We start from the raw sequence: 17,408 nt of genomic DNA, 5'->3' as shown, positions 1-17,408 counted from the left end.
CTCGCAGTTACGTTGTCCATCACATCAAATTACTCGGAAGAATCCGGGTAATTAGCCAGCGATCTGACCAACGAACGGGTTCGCAAAGGTGAAGAACAGAGCGATACCAACACCGATCATGGTTACGGCGTCGAGCAGACCGGCAACGATGAACATTTTAACTTGCAGCATTGGAACCATTTCTGGCTGACGCGCTGCGCCTTCCAGGAACTTGCCGCCCAGCAGGCCGAAACCAATTGCGGTACCCAGTGCGCCCAGGCCGATCAACAGTGCAACAGCGATAGCGGTTAGACCAACTACAGTTTCCATCTTTCCTCCCGACTTTTACGTCGTATGGTTTAGGTTTTTTAGATTAAAGCGGTAAAACAAATCGTTTCAGGTGCCCTGTGAAGAGCCCCTTCCCGTTTGACCGGGAAGGACATCAGACTAGTCGAGACTGGTCTTAATGGTTTTCTTCGTGCGCCATCGACAGGTAAACGATGGTCAGCATCATGAAGATGAACGCCTGCAGCGTGATGATCAGGATGTGGAACACAGCCCACGCCCACTGCAGAACAACGCCCAGGCCGCTCAGCCAGAGCAGACCGCTGCCGAACATCACAGCGATCAGAATGAACACCAGCTCACCGGCATACATGTTGCCGAACAGACGCAGAGCCAGAGAGATCGGTTTAGCGATCAGGGTCACGAATTCCAGCAGGAAGTTCACCGGGATCAGCAGGGCTTGAACAAAGATGTTCTTGCTGCCGAACGGGTGCAGGGTCAGTTCGCCGATGAAGCCGCCGATGCCCTTGACCTTGATGCTATAGAAAATGATCAGTGCGAAAACCGACAACGCCATGCCCAGAGTCGCGTTCGGGTCGGTGGTCGACACGGCGCGGAACGGGATGTGAGGGTCACCGGAGATCAGGATGGCCAGTTGAGGAATCCAGTCGACCGGTATCAGGTCGACGGCGTTCATCAGGAACACCCAGACGAAGATGGTCAGTGCCAGCGGTGCAATCACCGGGCTACGGCCATGGAAGCTGTCTTTCACGCTGCCATCGACGAATTCGACCAATACTTCAACGAAGTTCTGCAAAGCACCTGGCTGACCCGAAGTCGCCTTCTTTGCCGCCATGCGGAAAAGAAGAACGAAGATCAGACCCAGCGCAACCGACCAGCCGAGAGTATCGACGTGGAAAGCCCAGAAGCCCATTTCTTTGGCTTCTGCTGCGGTGTGGGCAAAGCCCCAGCCGCCGTTGGGTAGCTGACCGAAGGTCAGGTTCTGCAAGTGGTGCTGGATATAGCCCGAAGCGGTTGTTTCTGCCATGGTTGCCTCAAACGCCCTAAGGTCTCGAAAGTCTTGTTCTCATCAGCAGGGGAGCGAACCAGCTGACCGACTGAGTCAGCACGAACACGCCGAATACTGCTATCGGCGCCAACGGCTTCACACCTGCAAACACCAGTGCAAAGAGCACTGCCGTCAAAATCAGTTTGCCTGCCTCGCCGGCATAAAATGACCGGACGATGGACTGGGCTGCTCGGGCGCCGGAAAACCGAAATGCCTTGTGAGCGAAATATACATTGGGCAGCAAGGCTATCAGGCCTCCGCAAAGTCCCGAGTATCCGGCAACGACTCCGTGCCATTGCCAGAGCGCCAAAGCGGCAATGAGCAAAATGACAAATTGAGCCATTAACACCGGAAAAACCGCCAGGCGATGGAACGGCAGGCGGTTTGGCTTGCGGGTTTCCATCACATTTGCTCTCCAATGGTCGGCTGCCAGAATTCAATAACTTGGCATAATTTGTGCCGACAAAATGCGCGCAGAGTATAGGGGCGGTTCTGCCCCTATTCAACTGTCAGGTAGTGATTTCCGACTGCCCGCTACATGAGGAAATGTTTCAGCGGATGTGAGCGAGCACACCTTGAAGCTCATCGAGCGAGTTGTAACCGATCACCAACTGGCCCTTTCCCTTCTTCCCGTGGCGAATCTGCACCGCAGAGCCTAGGCGCTCGGCCAGACGCTGTTCGAGGCGGGCGATATCGGGGTCGGGTTTGGTCGCTTCCACAGGCTCCGGTTTGCCACTTAACCACTGACGAACCAGTGCTTCAGTCTGGCGCACGGTGAGACCTCGTGCGACAACATGTCGCGCCCCTTCTACCTGTTGATTGTCCGGCAGACCGAGCAAAGCACGGGCATGACCCATTTCCAGGTCGCCGTGAGACAGCATGGTCTTGATGACTTCCGGCAGCGCAATAAGCCGTAACAGGTTAGCCACAGTCACGCGTGACTTACCCACAGCCTCGGCAACTTGTTGCTGAGTCAGCTGGAATTCCTGCTGCAAGCGCTGCAGCGCGACCGCTTCCTCAATCGGGTTGAGGTCTTCGCGCTGGATGTTCTCGATCAGGGCAATGGCGATCGCGGTCTCATCCGGCACATCGCGGACCATCGCCGGGATGGTTTCCTGTCCGGCCTGCTGGCTGGCGCGCCAGCGGCGCTCACCCGCGATAATTTCAAAGCGGCCATCACCAATCGGTCGAACCACGATCGGTTGCATCACGCCTTGCGCCTTGATCGACTGCGCCAGTTCTTCCAGCGCCTGCGGGTCCATGTCCCGACGAGGCTGGTATTTGCCCCGTTGGAGCAAGTCCAGCGGCAGGTGTTGCAGCTCACGCGTGTCTGCTTGCGCAGCTTGTTCTTCCAGCGAGCTGACAGTCGGACCACTCAGCAGTGCATCCAGTCCACGTCCGAGACCTCGTTTCTTGACGGCCATGGGGATTCCTTAAGTTGCCTGAGCGGCGGCAATGCGTGAGTTTTTGCGCTGACGACGAACCATCTCGCCTGCCAGGGCCAGGTAGGCCAGTGCGCCGCGCGATTGCTTGTCGTACGCCAGAGCCGGCATGCCGTAGCTCGGAGCTTCGGCGAGACGGATATTGCGCGGAATGACCGTGTCGTACAGTTGCTCGCCAAAGTGTTCCTTGAGCTGCGCCGAGACATCATTCATCAGGCTCAGGCGCGGGTCGTACATGGTGCGCAACAAACCTTCGACTTTCAGATTCGGATTCAGCAGTTCGGCGATACGCTTGATGTTATCCACAAGGTCGCTCAACCCTTCGAGCGCAAAGTACTCGCACTGCATGGGGATAATCACCCCGTCAGCGGCTACCAGTGCGTTGAGAGTGAGCATCGACAGCGACGGTGGGCAGTCGATCAAAATGTAATCGTAATTTTCCCGGATCGGCGCCAGCGCGCTGCGCAGGCGGCTCTCCTTCATCTGCATTTCCAGCAGAACCACTTCAGCGGCTGTCAGGTCGCGGTTGGCCGGCAGCAGTTGATAACCGCCGTGCTCGGAATAGTGCATGGCCTGAGCCAGATCGCATTCACCGATCAGCAAGTCATAGACCGAGTTTTCCAGACCGTGTTTATCCACACCGCTACCCATGGTGGCGTTGCCCTGTGGGTCGAGATCGATCAACAGCACCCGGCGCTTGGTCGCGACCAGGGATGCTGCGAGGTTGATGCAGGTGGTGGTCTTGCCCACACCACCCTTTTGGTTCGCTATCGCGAATACCTTAGCCATTCTTGCTTGTGTTCCCAATCATGCCGTGCGGCGCAGTATCAGCAGATGGCGTTGGCCTTGGCAACCGGGTACGGCCAAGGCGTGTTCGCTATCGAGTTTGAAGTCTGCCGGCAATGCTACCAGCTCATCGGCCGGATGAACGCCCTTCATTGCCAGCCAGCGTGTATCGGCATCGCCGAGATGGCGAGTCCAGTTGCTGAAGTTTTCCATGCTGCTGAACGCCCGGGAAATGATCCCGTTGAAAGGCTGAGCAGGTTGAAAGGCTTCGACACGACTGTGGATAACTTGCAGGTTATCCAGTTTGAGTTCGAGTTTGACCTGAGTCAGGAAACGGGTTTTCTTGCCGTTGCTGTCCAGACAGGTCACTTGCGAGTCCGGATACAGGATCGCCAACGGGATCCCCGGCATACCGCCACCACTGCCGACGTCGAGCCAGCGGCCTTTTTCGATAAACGACATCACGCTCAGACTATCGAGCAAGTGACGCGAAACCATTTCGTCCGGATCGCGCACAGCCGTGAGGTTGTAAGCCTGGTTCCATTTGATCAACAAGGCCAGATAACCCAACAGCAATTCGTGCTGGGTTTCAGTGAGATTGATCCCGAGCTCGCGGGCTCCTGTGGATAACTCTTCGGCGTGTTGCGAGGTGACCTTAGAACTCAAGCGCTTTGCTCCAACTGACGGCCCGCGCCGCGTTTTTTCAAATGAATCATCAACAGCGAAATCGCTGCCGGGGTCACGCCCGGGATCCGTGAAGCCTGACCCAGCGTCTCTGGACGAGTCGCGCCGAGCTTGCTCTGGATCTCCTTGGAGAGACCGGAAATGTTGGTGTAATCGATATCCACAGGCAGTTTCGTGTCTTCACTGGCGCGCAGACGGGCGATTTCATCCTGTTGACGATCAATGTAACCGGCGTATTTGGTCTTGATCTCGACCTGTTCGGCGACCTGTGGATCTTCGGCGCCGTGCCCGGTCACTTCGACCAGACCAGCGTAGTCGATTTCCGGACGACTCAAGAGGTTGAGCAAGTTGTATTCGTGGGTCAGCGGAGTACCGAATTTTTCCGCAATGGCATCGCCCTGTTGCGTGCTCGGGCGTACCCAGGTGCTTTTCAGGCGCTGCTCTTCGAGTTCGATGCTCTCGCGTTTCTTGCAGAAGGCCGCCCAACGCGCGTCATCGACCAGACCCAGCTCACGACCTTTTTCAGTCAGGCGCAGGTCGGCGTTGTCCTCGCGCAGGATCAGACGGTACTCGGCACGGGAAGTGAACATGCGGTAAGGCTCTTGGGTACCCAGTGTGATCAGGTCATCGACCAGAACCCCGATGTACGCCTCATCGCGGCGCGGGCACCAGGCTTCTTTGCCCTTCGCACGCAGTGCCGCGTTGGCCCCGGCCAGCAAACCCTGGGCGCCAGCTTCTTCGTAACCGGTGGTGCCGTTGATCTGCCCGGCGAAGAACAGACCGCCGATGACTTTGGTTTCCAGGCTGTACTTCAGGTCACGCGGATCGAAGTAGTCGTACTCGATCGCATAACCGGGACGCACGATGTGCGCGTTTTCCATGCCGCGAATCGATTGCACGATTTGCAATTGCACGTCGAACGGCAAGCTTGTGGATATCCCGTTCGGATACAGCTCATGGGTGGTCAAACCTTCCGGTTCGATGAACACCTGATGGCTTTCCTTGTCGGCAAAGCGGTGAATCTTGTCTTCAATCGACGGGCAGTAACGCGGGCCGATGCCTTCGATCTCGCCGGCAGCGGAATACATCGGCGAACGGTCGAGGTTGGCGGCAATGATTTCGTGAGTACGGGCGTTGGTGTGGGTAATCCAGCAACTGACTTGCCGCGGATGCTGTTCCTTGTTGCCCATGAACGACATCACCGGGATCGGCGTATCGCCCGGTTGTTCGGCCATCACCGAGAAATCCACAGACCGGCCATCGATACGCGGCGGCGTGCCGGTTTTCAATCGACCCACACGCAGCGGCATTTCACGCAGACGATGTGCCAGAGCAATCGATGGCGGATCACCGGCACGACCGCCGGAGAAATTCTGCAAACCGATGTGGATAAGTCCACCGAGAAACGTACCGGTGGTCAAAACCACGGAATCGGCGAAGAAACGCAGACCCATTTGGGTGACAACACCGCGTACCTGTTCCTGTTCAACGATCAGGTCATCGGCAGCTTGTTGAAATATCCACAGGTTGGGCTGGTTTTCCAGAATTTCGCGGACAGCGGCTTTATACAAAACCCGGTCGGCTTGCGCACGAGTTGCCCGTACGGCTGGGCCTTTGCGGCTGTTCAACACGCGAAACTGGATGCCGCCCTTATCGGTAGCCATGGCCATCGCGCCGCCAAGGGCGTCGATTTCCTTGACCAGATGGCTTTTGCCAATGCCACCGATGGCGGGGTTACAGCTCATGGCGCCGAGGGTTTCCACGTTATGCGTCAGCAACAGGGTTTTTGCCCCCATACGTGCTGACGCCAGTGCTGCCTCGGTACCGGCATGACCGCCGCCGATGACGATCACTTCAAAACGGGAAGGGAAATCCACCACGCACCTCGTGCCTGCTTAAGTAGGTAATTCAGGAATAGTTTGAGATCAGGTTTCTGAACCCGGTCGACAAGTATAGGGACTTCGCCCTTCCTAAAGAACCCTCTGCACAAAAATTAACCAGCTGTGGAGAACTCGAGCTTAAAAGAATAAAAAAGAAAGAAATTTATAAAACCTTTGTTTTAATGCTTATTCTTACTGAGCATGATTTCTGTGGATAGATCTCTACAGGCCTTATTTTTCAATGTGTACAGAGATTCAAAACCCTGTGGCCATGTGGCCATGAGCGGCTTGGATAACCGGTTTAAGCCTGTGGATGAAAGGGGTGGTTATCCACAAAGCGAGTTATATCCAGTTTTCAGGCCCTGTTATCAACTGATCTCAGTGGCAGTTATTCACAGGACTTAAACCACAGAAAATGGATGAATGAACCTTTTGCGCGCAGGCGAAAGTCGCCCTGGGCGCATAAATCTGCCCGGCACTTCTGGAATCAATTCAATGATGAGGGAAACAGACGGGCCGCGAACGGGCCCGCCTGTGAACAGCAGGAGGGATTATTTACCGATGCAGAAGCTGGAAAAGATTCGTCCGAGCAGATCATCGGAGCTGAATGCACCGGTAATTTCACCCAGAGAGTGCTGGGCCTGGCGCAAATCTTCAGCCAGCAACTCACCAGCTCCCGCCAGCGTCAGTTGCGCTCGGCCGTGTTCCAGCGCCGCACTGGCGTGGCGCAAGGCCTCCAGATGGCGGCGACGGGCGCTGAAGCTGCTTTCCGAGGCTTGCTCGTAACCCATGCAGGCCTTGAGATGTTCGCGCAGCAATTCCAGGCCTTCGCCTGCAGATTTGGCACTCAGACTGATGGTCACATGGCCGTCGTCGCTTGTTTCCAGAGCAATTGCTTCGCCCGTCAGATCTGCTTTATTACGGATCAAGGTGACTTTCGCCGGGTCCGGGCGGATCTCGAGAAATTCCGGCCACAAGGCGAACGGGTCCAACGCTTCAGGCGCCGACGCGTCTACGACCAATAGCACCCGATCCGCTTCAGAAATGGCTTTCAATGCGCGTTCGACACCGATTTTTTCCACCTGATCGTCGGTATCGCGCAGACCTGCGGTATCCACAACGTGCAGAGGCATACCGTCGATGTGGATATGTTCGCGCAGGATATCCCGAGTGGTACCGGCAATCTCGGTCACTATCGCTGCTTCACGGCCGGCCAAGGCATTCAGCAAACTGGACTTGCCGGCATTTGGACGGCCGGCAATCACCACGGTCATACCATCGCGAAGCAAGGCACCCTGGCCGGCCTCGCGCAGTACTGTGGATAATTCCTCGCGCACTTTGTCGAGCATGCTCAATACGTGGCCATCGGCGAGGAAGTCGATTTCTTCTTCCGGGAAGTCGATGGCGGCCTCGACGTAGATACGCAGGCCTATCAGCTGTTCGGTGAGGTTATGCACACGCTGGGAGAATGCGCCTTGTAACGAACGCAGGGCATTACGCGCCGCCTGTGCCGAACTGGCCTCGATCAGGTCGGCAATCGCCTCGGCTTGGGCCAGGTCGAGTTTGTCGTTGAGAAACGCGCGTTCGCTGAATTCACCTGGGCGAGCCAAACGGCAACCCAGTTCCAGGCAACGCTTGAGCAACATGTCCAGAACGATCGGGCCGCCGTGGCCCTGCAATTCCAGCACATCTTCGCCAGTGAATGAGTTCGGCCCCGGGAAATAAAGCGCCAGACCTTCGTCGAGCACCTGTTGGTCGTCACTGTAAAACGGGCCGTAATGGGCGTACCGCGGTTTCAGTTCGCGACCGGCGATAGCTTTGGCCGCAACACTGGCCAGTGGACCGGAAATTCGAACAATGCCCACACCACCGCGACCTTGAGCGGTCGCGACAGCTGCGATGGTTTCACGAGGTGCGCTCATAAACCGTAATCCAGACAAAAGTGGCAGATAGCAAAACGCCCCACTAGGGGGCGTTTTGAGTGGTGTTATCCACAGAGCAAGTTACGCCTCGGCTTTTTTCGCAGCCGCTTCGATCTTACGCGTGATGTACCACTGTTGTGCAATCGACAGGCAGTTGTTCACTACCCAGTACAGCACCAGACCAGCCGGGAACCACAGGAAGAAGAAGGTGAAGATGATTGGCATCATTTTCATGACCTTCGCCTGCATCGGATCCGGAGGAGTCGGGTTCAGCTGCTGCTGGATGAACATGGTTGCGCCCATGATGATCGGCAGAATGAAGAACGGATCCTTGATCGACAGGTCAGTGATCCACAGCATGAACGGCGCTTGGCGCATTTCCACGCTTTCCAGCAGAACCCAGTACAGCGAAAGGAAAACCGGCATCTGCACCAGAATTGGCAAGCAGCCACCCAGCGGATTGATCTTTTCTTTCTTGTACAGCTCCATCATGGCTTGCGACATTTTCTGCCGGTCATCGCCATGCTGCTCTTTCAATGCGGCCAGTTTCGGCGCTACGGCACGCATGCGCGCCATCGATTTGTAGCTGGCAGCCGACAGAGGGAAGAAAATACCCTTGATCAGCATGGTCAGGAAGATGATCGACCAGCCCCAGTTACCCACGATCGCGTGGATGTGTTGCAACAGCCAGAAAATCGGCTGGGCAATGAACCACAGGATGCCGTAGTCGACAGTCAGTTCCAGACCTGGGGACAACTCTTTCAGCACGGCCTGGCTTTTCGGACCGGCGTACAGAACAGCACTGGTTTCAACTTTGGCACCTGGTGCAGCGGTCATTGTTGGACCGGTGTAACCGATGATGTAGTTGCCTTTGCTGTCTTTACGGGTCTGGACGATGTTGTTTTCGCCCTTGGCCGGAATCCATGCGGTCACGAAGTAGTGTTGCAGCCAGGCTACCCAACCACCGGTGACGGTTTCCTTGAGTTGCGCCTTGTCCATGTCCTTCATGGACACTTTCTTGTACGGCTCCGAACTTGTCCACAGGGCTGCGCCCAGGTAAGTCGCGGTACCGGTAGCAGTTGTGGACGAAGGATCGCCGCTGTCGTCGCGTTTCAGCTGGGCGAACATTGCGCCATTCCAGGGCTGAGCGCTCTGGTTATCCACAATGTAGGAAACGGTTACGTCATACAGGCCGCGTTTAACAGTGAAACGCTTGATGTAATTGACGCCGTCCTTGCTGAACTTCAAATCAACGACCAGTTGGTCCTGACCGTCAGCCAGTTGATAAGTCTTCTTCTCGGCGGAGTAGAGAGGGCGACCAGCCGGATTCGCGTCCGGGCCATTGGTACCGATCAGACCGCTTTGCGCCAGATAAATACGTTCGCCGCCGTTGTCGAACAGCTGGAACGGAACATCTGGACGATCCTGACGACGGGGATACAGAGGCAAGGTCAGTTGAGCAACGTCGCCACCTTGTGGATCGATCGCAAGATCGAGCACGTCGGTTTTAATCTGGATCAGATCCTTGCTGGCAGCCACCGGAATTTCAGCAGGTGCGCTGGTATCGCTAGCGGAGCGCGGAATATCGTCACTGGCGGCAGCATTATTGCCAGTGGCGGTGTCCGGCAAACCGGATGTAGTCGTACTGGAAGCAACATTCTGAGTCGGCAGGGCAGCCTGGCCATAGTCCTGGTTCCATTTAAGAACCATAACGTAGGACACGATTGCCAGGGCGACGATCAGGATCGTGCGTTTGATATCCATGATTACTCGGCCATCGAAGAAGAACGGGAGGTAGGGATAGGTGGAACCGGGTCATAACCACCGGGATTCCACGGATGACAGCGACCTAAACGACGAAAGGTCAGCCAGCCACCGCGCAGAAGGCCATGATTTTCAATGGCTTCATACGCGTAGCAGGAACAACTGGGGTAGAAACGACAGTGGCTGGCCATCAAAGGACTAATGGCATAGCGATAAAACTGGATCGGAACGAGGGCCAGTTTACGCATCTGGACTGTCTACCCCTACAGTTTCGGTTTTGACTGCTGGAACTGGATTGTTACGGGCCAGACGCTTCCAGAGTTTGCCGAAATGCTGAATCAATTCGGGGTTTTCTACATCACCCAAACCTTTGCGCGCGACGATAACGATGTCCCAGCCGACCAGTGAATCCTGGTGCAGACGGAACGATTCGCGCATCAGACGTTTGAGGCGATTGCGCTCAACGGAGAGCTTTACGCTCTTTTTCCCGATAACCAGCCCGAGACGGGGGTGATCAAGATCGTTGTTGCGCGCAAGGAGCAGGAGATTTTTCCCCGGAACCTTGCCGGTAGGGGAGTCAAAGACTGCCTTGAAATGCCGGGGGGTAAGCAGACGCTTTTCCCGACTGAAGTCCTGACTCACCTCCAGTACCGGATTATCAAACTGCCAGACGCGCACGACCTTTGGCGCGGCGACGCGACAGGACTGCGCGACCGTTCTTGGTAGCCATGCGAGCACGGAAACCGTGGGTACGAGCGCGTTTGATGGTGCTTGGTTGGAAAGTACGTTTCATGTCGTGTTACCTGGTTCGTCCACAACGGGCCGGAATGGCCCCCGTTTTAAGAGACCGGGGATTCTAGAGAAAGCAAGGCTTCAGGTCAATTTCCAACCAACGTTTCCTTATAAATAGATCTCAGGACCTTCTTTGGCTGAAAGCCTGTTCGCCATACATAAAAATAAAGAAGGGAATTATTTAAAGCTTTTCTGTAAGGCTTATAAAAGCTAGGGCCACGATCTTCTGTGGATAACTGCCTTGAGGCCATGTTTAACCTGACGTACAGAGAATGACAACTACAGTGGAAAACCGTGGTCAGCCTGTGCTGCACTGTCGGATAACCTGTGTGTGGAATGGGCTGTTATCCACAGGCAGGTTATCCACTGAGTTTAGCCCCCACTTGTCCAATGCCCTTAGAGGCGGTTATCCACAGAGCTTATTCACACACCGTTGGTCGCCTTTTTTCCGTTTAACGCATTGATAAATCATGGACGGGGGGCAACCTGCATGTGGATAAGTGGACAGCTCGCCGCTACAATGGCCGCTTGTTTTTGCCTCACCGGCTTTCAACTTAGGGGATATCCGTGTCAGTGGAACTTTGGCAGCAGTGCGTGGAGCTTTTGCGCGAGGAGCTGCCTGCCCAACAATTCAACACCTGGATCCGTCCACTACAGGTCGAAGCCGAAGGCGACGAGTTGCGCGTCTACGCACCGAACCGTTTTGTACTGGACTGGGTCAACGAAAAGTACCTTGGGCGCGTCCTCGAACTGCTGGATGAGCACGGCAACGGTATGGCGCCGGCGCTTTCCTTATTAATAGGCAGCAAACGTAGCTCGGCACCGCGTGCGGCCCCGAATGCTCCGTTAGCTGCCGCGCAAGCGTCTTTGGCCCACGCCAACAACGCACCGGCAAGCCAGCAGGCGCCGGCCCCAGCGCCAACTCAGGCCAAACGTTCGACGCAGAAAACTGTGGAAGTCAGCGAAGAGCCTTCTCGCGACAGCTTCGACCCGATGGCCGGTGCCGCGTCACAGCAGGCTCCGGTTCGCGCCGAACAGCGCACTGTGCAGGTCGAAGGTGCGCTCAAGCACACCAGTTACCTGAACCGCACGTTCACCTTCGAAAACTTCGTCGAAGGTAAGTCCAACCAGCTCGCCCGCGCGGCGGCTTGGCAAGTGGCGGACAACCCAAAGCATGGCTACAACCCACTCTTCTTATATGGTGGCGTTGGCCTGGGTAAAACTCACTTGATGCACGCGGTGGGTAACCATCTATTAAAGAAGAACCCGAATGCCAAGGTCGTGTACCTGCATTCCGAGCGTTTCGTGGCCGACATGGTCAAGGCGCTGCAGCTGAACGCCATCAACGAGTTCAAGCGCTTCTACCGTTCGGTGGATGCTTTGCTGATCGACGATATTCAGTTCTTCGCCCGTAAGGAGCGTTCCCAGGAAGAGTTTTTCCACACCTTCAATGCCCTGCTTGAAGGTGGCCAGCAGGTCATTCTCACCAGTGACCGCTACCCGAAAGAAATCGAAGGCCTTGAAGAACGCCTGAAATCCCGTTTTGGCTGGGGCCTGACCGTCGCCGTCGAGCCGCCGGAACTGGAAACCCGCGTAGCAATCCTGATGAAGAAGGCCGACCAGGCCAAAGTCGACTTGCCACACGATGCAGCGTTCTTCATTGCCCAGCGCATTCGCTCCAACGTCCGTGAGCTGGAAGGCGCGCTGAAACGCGTGATTGCCCATTCGCACTTCATGGGCCGCGACATCACCATCGAGCTGATTCGCGAATCCCTGAAAGACCTGTTGGCGTTGCAAGACAAACTGGTCTCTGTGGATAACATTCAGCGTACCGTCGCCGAGTACTACAAGATCAAGATTTCCGATTTGCTGTCCAAGCGCCGTTCGCGCTCGGTGGCACGTCCGCGTCAGGTCGCCATGGCGCTGTCCAAAGAACTGACCAACCACAGCCTGCCGGAAATCGGTGATGTGTTTGGTGGCCGCGACCACACGACTGTTTTGCACGCCTGCCGCAAGATCAACGAACTTAAGGAATCCGACGCGGACATCCGCGAGGACTACAAGAACCTGCTGCGTACACTGACCACTTGATGAACACCAGCGCAGCTTATTAAGGCAAGGGACTAGACCATGCATTTCACCATTCAACGCGAAGCCCTGTTGAAACCCCTGCAACTGGTCGCAGGCGTCGTTGAGCGCCGACAGACCTTGCCGGTACTCTCTAACGTGCTGCTGGTTGTCGAAGGCCAGCAATTGTCGCTGACCGGTACCGACCTGGAAGTCGAGCTGGTTGGTCGTGTGCAACTCGAAGAGCCGGCTGAAACAGGTTCCATCACCGTGCCTGCGCGCAAACTGATGGATATCTGCAAGAGCCTGCCCAACGATGCGCTGATCGATATCAAGGTCGACGAGCAGAAGCTGGTGGTGAAGGCCGGTCGTAGCCGCTTCACCCTGTCGACCCTGCCCGCCAATGATTTCCCGACTGTGGAAGAAGGCCCGGGCTCGCTGACCTGCAGCCTGGAGCAGAGCAGACTGCGTCGTTTGATCGAACGCACCAGCTTCGCCATGGCCCAACAGGACGTGCGCTACTACCTTAACGGTATGTTGCTGGAAGTCTCGGAAGGCATCATTCGCGCAGTGGCTACCGATGGTCACCGTCTGGCGATGTGCTCGATGAAGGCCGATATCGGTCAGCCGGATCGCCATCAGGTGATCGTGCCGCGCAAAGGCATTCTCGAACTGGCGCGTCTGCTCACCGAGCCGGACGGCATTGTCAGCATCGTCTTGGGTCAGCATCACATTCGCGCCACCACGGGTGAATTCACCTTCACCTCGAAACTGGTCGACGGCAAGTTCCCCGACTACGAGCGCGTTCTGCCGAAGGGCGGCGACAAGCTGGTGCTGGGCGATCGTCAGGCACTGCGTGAAGCGTTCAGCCGTACCGCGATTCTGTCCAACGAGAAATATCGCGGTATCCGTCTGCAACTGGCCAGCGGTCAGTTGAAGATCCAGGCCAACAACCCGGAGCAGGAAGAAGCGGAAGAGGAAGTGGGCGTCGAATACAACGGCGGCTCTCTGGAGATCGGCTTCAACGTGAGCTACTTGCTCGATGTGCTGGGCGTGATGACCACCGAGCAGGTTCGTCTGATCCTGTCCGACTCCAACAGCAGTGCGCTGGTGCAAGAGTCCGACAACGACGATTCGGCTTACGTTGTCATGCCGATGCGCCTGTAAACAGCTGATCCTGGATGTCCTTAAGTCGTGTTTCGGTCACCGCGGTGCGTAATCTGCACCCGGTGACCTTTTCTCCCTCCCCTCGCATCAACATCCTTTACGGCGCCAACGGCAGCGGCAAAACCAGTGTTCTGGAAGCCATTCACCTGCTGGGGCTTGCCCGTTCGTTTCGCAGCACGCGGCTGTTGCCAGTCATCCAGTACGAGCAACTCGCCTGCACGGTGTTTGGTCAGGTCGAACTGGCCGAGGGTGGCCACAGCGCTTTGGGAATTTCACGCGACCGTCAGGGCGAGTTCCAGATCCGCATCGACGGCCAGAATGCCCGTAGCGCCGCGCAACTTGCGCAGATCCTTCCGCTGCAGCTGATCAACCCGGACAGCTTCCGTTTGTTGGAAGGCGCGCCGAAGATTCGCCGACAGTTTCTCGATTGGGGCGTATTCCACGTCGAGCCTCGGTTCATGGCCACTTGGCAGCGCTTGCAGAAGGCCCTGCGCCAGAGAAACTCTTGGCTGCGGCATGGTACACTTGACGCCGTTTCACAAGCGGTTTGGGACAGGGAACTGTGCCAGGCCAGCGCTGAAATCGATGAATACCGCCGCGCTTACATCAAAGCCTTGAAACCAGTCTTTGAACAAACCTTGAGCGAACTGGTTGAGCTCGAAGGTTTGACGCTCAGCTATTACCGAGGTTGGGACAAAGACCGGGAATTGAGTGCCGTACTTGCTGGATCCCTGCAACGGGATCAGCAGGTGGGCCATACCCAGGCTGGGCCACAACGGGCTGATTTGCGTCTTAGATTGGGCGCCCACAACGCCGCGGACATCTTGTCCCGGGGTCAGCAGAAGTTGGTGGTCTGTGCATTGCGGATTGCCCAAGGGCATCTGGTGAGCCAGGCCCGTCGCGGTCAGTGTATTTATCTGGTGGATGACTTGCCGTCCGAGCTGGACGAGAACCACCGTCGTGCGCTGTGCCGCTTGTTGGAAGACTTACGCTGCCAGGTTTTCATTACCTGTGTAGATCACGAATTATTGAGGGAAGGCTGGCAGACGGAAACGCCAGTCGCTTTGTTCCACGTGGAACAGGGCCGTATCACCCAGACCCACGACCATCGGGAGTGAAGGCATTGAGCGAAGAAAATACGTACGACTCAACGAGCATTAAAGTGCTGAAAGGCCTGGATGCCGTACGCAAACGTCCCGGTATGTACATTGGTGACACCGACGATGGCAGCGGTCTGCACCACATGGTGTTCGAAGTGGTCGACAACTCGATCGACGAAGCCCTCGCCGGCCACTGCGATGACATCAGCATCATCATCCACCCGGATGAGTCCATCACCGTTCGCGATAACGGCCGTGGCATCCCGGTAGACGTGCACAAAGAGGAAGGCGTTTCCGCCGCCGAGGTCATCATGACCGTCCTCCACGCTGGTGGTAAGTTCGACGACAACTCCTACAAGGTATCCGGTGGTCTGCACGGTGTAGGTGTTTCCGTGGTGAACGCACTGTCCGAAGAGCTGATCCTGACCGTGCGCCGTAGCGGCAAGATCTGGGAACAGACTTACGTGCACGGCGTTCCGCAAGAGCCGATGAAAATCGTTGGCGACAGCGAGACCACGGGTACGCAGATTCACTTCCGCCCTTCCGATGAAACCTTCAAGAACATTCACTTCAGCTGGGACATCCTGGCCAAGCGCATTCGTGAGCTGTCCTTCCTCAACTCCGGTGTCGGCATCGTCCTTAAAGACGAGCGCAGCGGCAAGGAAGAGCTGTTCAAATACGAAGGTGGCCTGCGTGCGTTCGTTGAATACCTGAACACCAACAAGACCCCGGTCAACCAGGTGTTCCACTTCAACATCCAGCGTGAAGACGGCATCGGCGTGGAAATCGCCCTGCAGTGGAACGACAGCTTCAACGAGAACCTGTTGTGCTTCACCAACAACATTCCGCAGCGCGACGGCGGCACTCACCTGGTGGGCTTCCGTTCCGCACTGACGCGTAACCTGAACACCTACATCGAAGCTGAAGGCCTGGCGAAGAAGCACAAAGTCGCCACCACGGGTGACGATGCGCGTGAAGGCCTGACCGCGATCATTTCGGTGAAAGTGCCGGATCCGAAGTTCAGCTCCCAGACCAAAGACAAGCTGGTTTCTTCCGAAGTGAAGACCGCCGTCGAACAGGAAATGGGCAAATACTTCTCCGACTTCCTGCTGGAAAACCCGAACGAAGCCAAGCTCGTTGTCGGCAAGATGATCGATGCAGCACGTGCCCGTGAAGCCGCGCGCAAGGCCCGCGAGATGACCCGCCGCAAAGGCGCGCTGGACATCGCCGGCCTGCCAGGCAAACTGGCCGACTGCCAGGAAAAAGACCCGGCGCTGTCTGAACTGTACCTCGTGGAAGGTGACTCCGCGGGCGGCTCTGCCAAGCAGGGGCGTAACCGCAGGACCCAAGCCATCCTGCCGTTGAAGGGTAAGATCCTCAACGTCGAGAAGGCGCGCTTTGACAAGATGATCTCTTCCCAGGAAGTGGGCACCTTGATCACCGCGCTTGGCTGCGGCATCGGTCGCGACGAGTACAACATCGACAAGTTGCGCTATCACAACATCATCATCATGACCGATGCTGACGTCGACGGTTCGCACATCCGTACGCTGCTGCTGACCTTCTTCTTCCGTCAGTTGCCGGAGTTGATCGAGCGTGGCTACATCTACATCGCTCAGCCGCCGCTGTACAAGGTCAAGAAAGGCAAGCAGGAGCAATACATCAAAGACGACGACGCCATGGAAGAGTACATGACGCAGTCGGCCCTGGAAGATGCGAGCCTGCACCTGAACGAAGAAGCACCAGGCATTTCCGGCCCGGCGCTGGAACGTCTGGTGAATGACTTCCGCATGGTGATGAAGACCCTCAAGCGTCTGTCGCGCCTGTACCCACAGGAGCTGACCGAGCACTTCATCTATCTGCCGGCCGTCAGCCTTGAAAAGCTCGGCGACCACGCTGCGATGCAAGACTGGCTGGCTCAGTACGAAGTCCGTCTGCGTACCGTCGAGAAGTCCGGTCTGGTCTACAAGGCCAGCCTGCGTGAAGATCGTGAACGTGGCGTGTGGCTGCCGGAGGTCGAATTGATCTCCCACGGCCTGTCGAACTACGTGACGTTCAACCGCGACTTCTTCGGCAGTAACGACTACAAAACTGTCGTCACTCTCGGCGCTCAACTGAGTACCCTGCTGGACGAAGGCGCGTACATCCAGCGCGGCGAACGCAAGAAAGCGGTCACCGAGTTCAAGGAAGCTCTGGACTGGCTGATGGCCGAAAGCACCAAGCGCCACACCATCCAGCGATACAAAGGTCTGGGCGAAATGAACCCTGATCAGCTGTGGGAAACCACCATGGACCCAAGCTCGCGTCGCATGCTGAAGGTCACTATCGAAGACGCCATTGGCGCGGACCAGATCTTCAACACCCTGATGGGTGATGCGGTCGAACCACGCCGTGAGTTCATCGAGAGCAATGCGCTGGCAGTATCCAACCTGGATTTCTGATCCCGGTCAGCACCAAAAAAAGGCCAACGC

The 17,408-nt window shown here is 56.5% G+C and carries 16 protein-coding genes; 4 read left to right on the top strand and 12 right to left on the bottom strand.

The window, feature by feature from the left end; genetic code table 11:
* Positions 1-51: 51 nt before the first annotated feature.
* The 12 genes from atpE to rpmH form a co-directional block, all read right to left on the bottom strand.
* The gene (gene atpE / locus IEQ42_RS12710; protein ID WP_003097235.1) at positions 52-309 is read right to left on the bottom strand and encodes a F0F1 ATP synthase subunit C; all 258 of its coding nucleotides are present in this window, start codon (positions 307-309) and stop codon (positions 52-54) included.
* A gap of 133 nt (positions 310-442) precedes the next feature.
* The gene (atpB, locus tag IEQ42_RS12705) at positions 443-1,312 is read right to left on the bottom strand and encodes a F0F1 ATP synthase subunit A (protein ID WP_042556894.1); all 870 of its coding nucleotides are present in this window, start codon (positions 1,310-1,312) and stop codon (positions 443-445) included.
* Positions 1,313-1,328: 16 nt separating this feature from the next.
* Positions 1,329-1,736, bottom strand: coding sequence for a F0F1 ATP synthase subunit I (locus tag IEQ42_RS12700; protein WP_008084411.1), 408 nt, complete (start codon positions 1,734-1,736; stop codon positions 1,329-1,331).
* A 148-nt stretch (positions 1,737-1,884) separates the two neighbouring features.
* Positions 1,885-2,757 carry a ParB/RepB/Spo0J family partition protein gene (locus IEQ42_RS12695; RefSeq protein ID WP_047303468.1) on the bottom strand — a complete coding sequence of 291 codons (873 nt, stop codon included), beginning with the start codon at positions 2,755-2,757 and terminating at the stop codon, positions 1,885-1,887.
* A 9-nt stretch (positions 2,758-2,766) separates the two neighbouring features.
* Positions 2,767-3,564 (bottom strand): ParA family protein, encoded by a 798-nt coding sequence (locus IEQ42_RS12690; protein ID WP_007911909.1) that lies wholly within the window; start codon positions 3,562-3,564, stop codon positions 2,767-2,769.
* Between the two features lie 18 nt (positions 3,565-3,582).
* Positions 3,583-4,227 (bottom strand): 16S rRNA (guanine(527)-N(7))-methyltransferase RsmG, encoded by a 645-nt coding sequence (gene rsmG / locus IEQ42_RS12685; RefSeq protein ID WP_210703773.1) that lies wholly within the window; start codon positions 4,225-4,227, stop codon positions 3,583-3,585.
* Complete coding sequence (gene mnmG, locus IEQ42_RS12680) at positions 4,224-6,122, bottom strand: tRNA uridine-5-carboxymethylaminomethyl(34) synthesis enzyme MnmG (RefSeq protein WP_210703772.1); 1,899 nt, start codon at positions 6,120-6,122, stop codon at positions 4,224-4,226. The genes rsmG and mnmG overlap by 4 nt, the downstream gene beginning before the upstream one ends.
* A 554-nt stretch (positions 6,123-6,676) precedes the next feature.
* Complete coding sequence (gene mnmE / locus IEQ42_RS12675) at positions 6,677-8,047, bottom strand: tRNA uridine-5-carboxymethylaminomethyl(34) synthesis GTPase MnmE (RefSeq protein WP_210703771.1); 1,371 nt, start codon at positions 8,045-8,047, stop codon at positions 6,677-6,679.
* A gap of 81 nt (positions 8,048-8,128) precedes the next feature.
* The gene (gene yidC / locus IEQ42_RS12670; protein WP_210703770.1) at positions 8,129-9,811 is read right to left on the bottom strand and encodes a membrane protein insertase YidC; all 1,683 of its coding nucleotides are present in this window, start codon (positions 9,809-9,811) and stop codon (positions 8,129-8,131) included.
* 2 nt (positions 9,812-9,813) lie between these two features.
* Positions 9,814-10,059, bottom strand: coding sequence for a membrane protein insertion efficiency factor YidD (yidD, locus tag IEQ42_RS12665; RefSeq protein WP_010465488.1), 246 nt, complete (start codon positions 10,057-10,059; stop codon positions 9,814-9,816).
* Positions 10,052-10,453 carry a ribonuclease P protein component gene (gene rnpA / locus IEQ42_RS12660; protein ID WP_042556900.1) on the bottom strand — a complete coding sequence of 134 codons (402 nt, stop codon included), beginning with the start codon at positions 10,451-10,453 and terminating at the stop codon, positions 10,052-10,054. The genes yidD and rnpA overlap by 8 nt, the downstream gene beginning before the upstream one ends.
* A 16-nt stretch (positions 10,454-10,469) precedes the next feature.
* Positions 10,470-10,604 carry a 50S ribosomal protein L34 gene (rpmH, locus tag IEQ42_RS12655; protein WP_003213577.1) on the bottom strand — a complete coding sequence of 45 codons (135 nt, stop codon included), beginning with the start codon at positions 10,602-10,604 and terminating at the stop codon, positions 10,470-10,472.
* Between the two features lie 566 nt (positions 10,605-11,170).
* Between rpmH and dnaA the strand changes: the two genes are divergently transcribed.
* Genes dnaA through gyrB form a run of 4 tightly spaced genes read left to right on the top strand, consistent with a single transcriptional unit; the run spans position 11,171 to position 17,378 of the window.
* Positions 11,171-12,694 (top strand): chromosomal replication initiator protein DnaA, encoded by a 1,524-nt coding sequence (gene dnaA / locus IEQ42_RS12650; protein ID WP_210703769.1) that lies wholly within the window; start codon positions 11,171-11,173, stop codon positions 12,692-12,694.
* 39 nt (positions 12,695-12,733) lie between these two features.
* On the top strand, positions 12,734-13,837 hold the full coding sequence (gene dnaN / locus IEQ42_RS12645) for a DNA polymerase III subunit beta (protein WP_042556902.1): 1,104 nt from the start codon (positions 12,734-12,736) through the stop codon (positions 13,835-13,837).
* 14 nt (positions 13,838-13,851) lie between these two features.
* A complete protein-coding gene (gene recF / locus IEQ42_RS12640; protein WP_210703768.1) occupies positions 13,852-14,955 on the top strand; it encodes a DNA replication/repair protein RecF in 1,104 nt (367 codons plus the stop codon).
* Between the two features lie 5 nt (positions 14,956-14,960).
* Positions 14,961-17,378 (top strand): DNA topoisomerase (ATP-hydrolyzing) subunit B, encoded by a 2,418-nt coding sequence (gene gyrB, locus IEQ42_RS12635; RefSeq protein ID WP_042561927.1) that lies wholly within the window; start codon positions 14,961-14,963, stop codon positions 17,376-17,378.
* Positions 17,379-17,408 lie beyond the last annotated feature (30 nt).

The organism is Pseudomonas iridis, assembly GCF_017980685.1.
GTDB lineage: Bacteria > Pseudomonadota > Gammaproteobacteria > Pseudomonadales > Pseudomonadaceae > Aquipseudomonas > Aquipseudomonas iridis.
The sequence above is the reverse complement of the archived record's forward strand: the minus strand, read 5'-3'. Positions and strand labels throughout refer to the sequence as shown.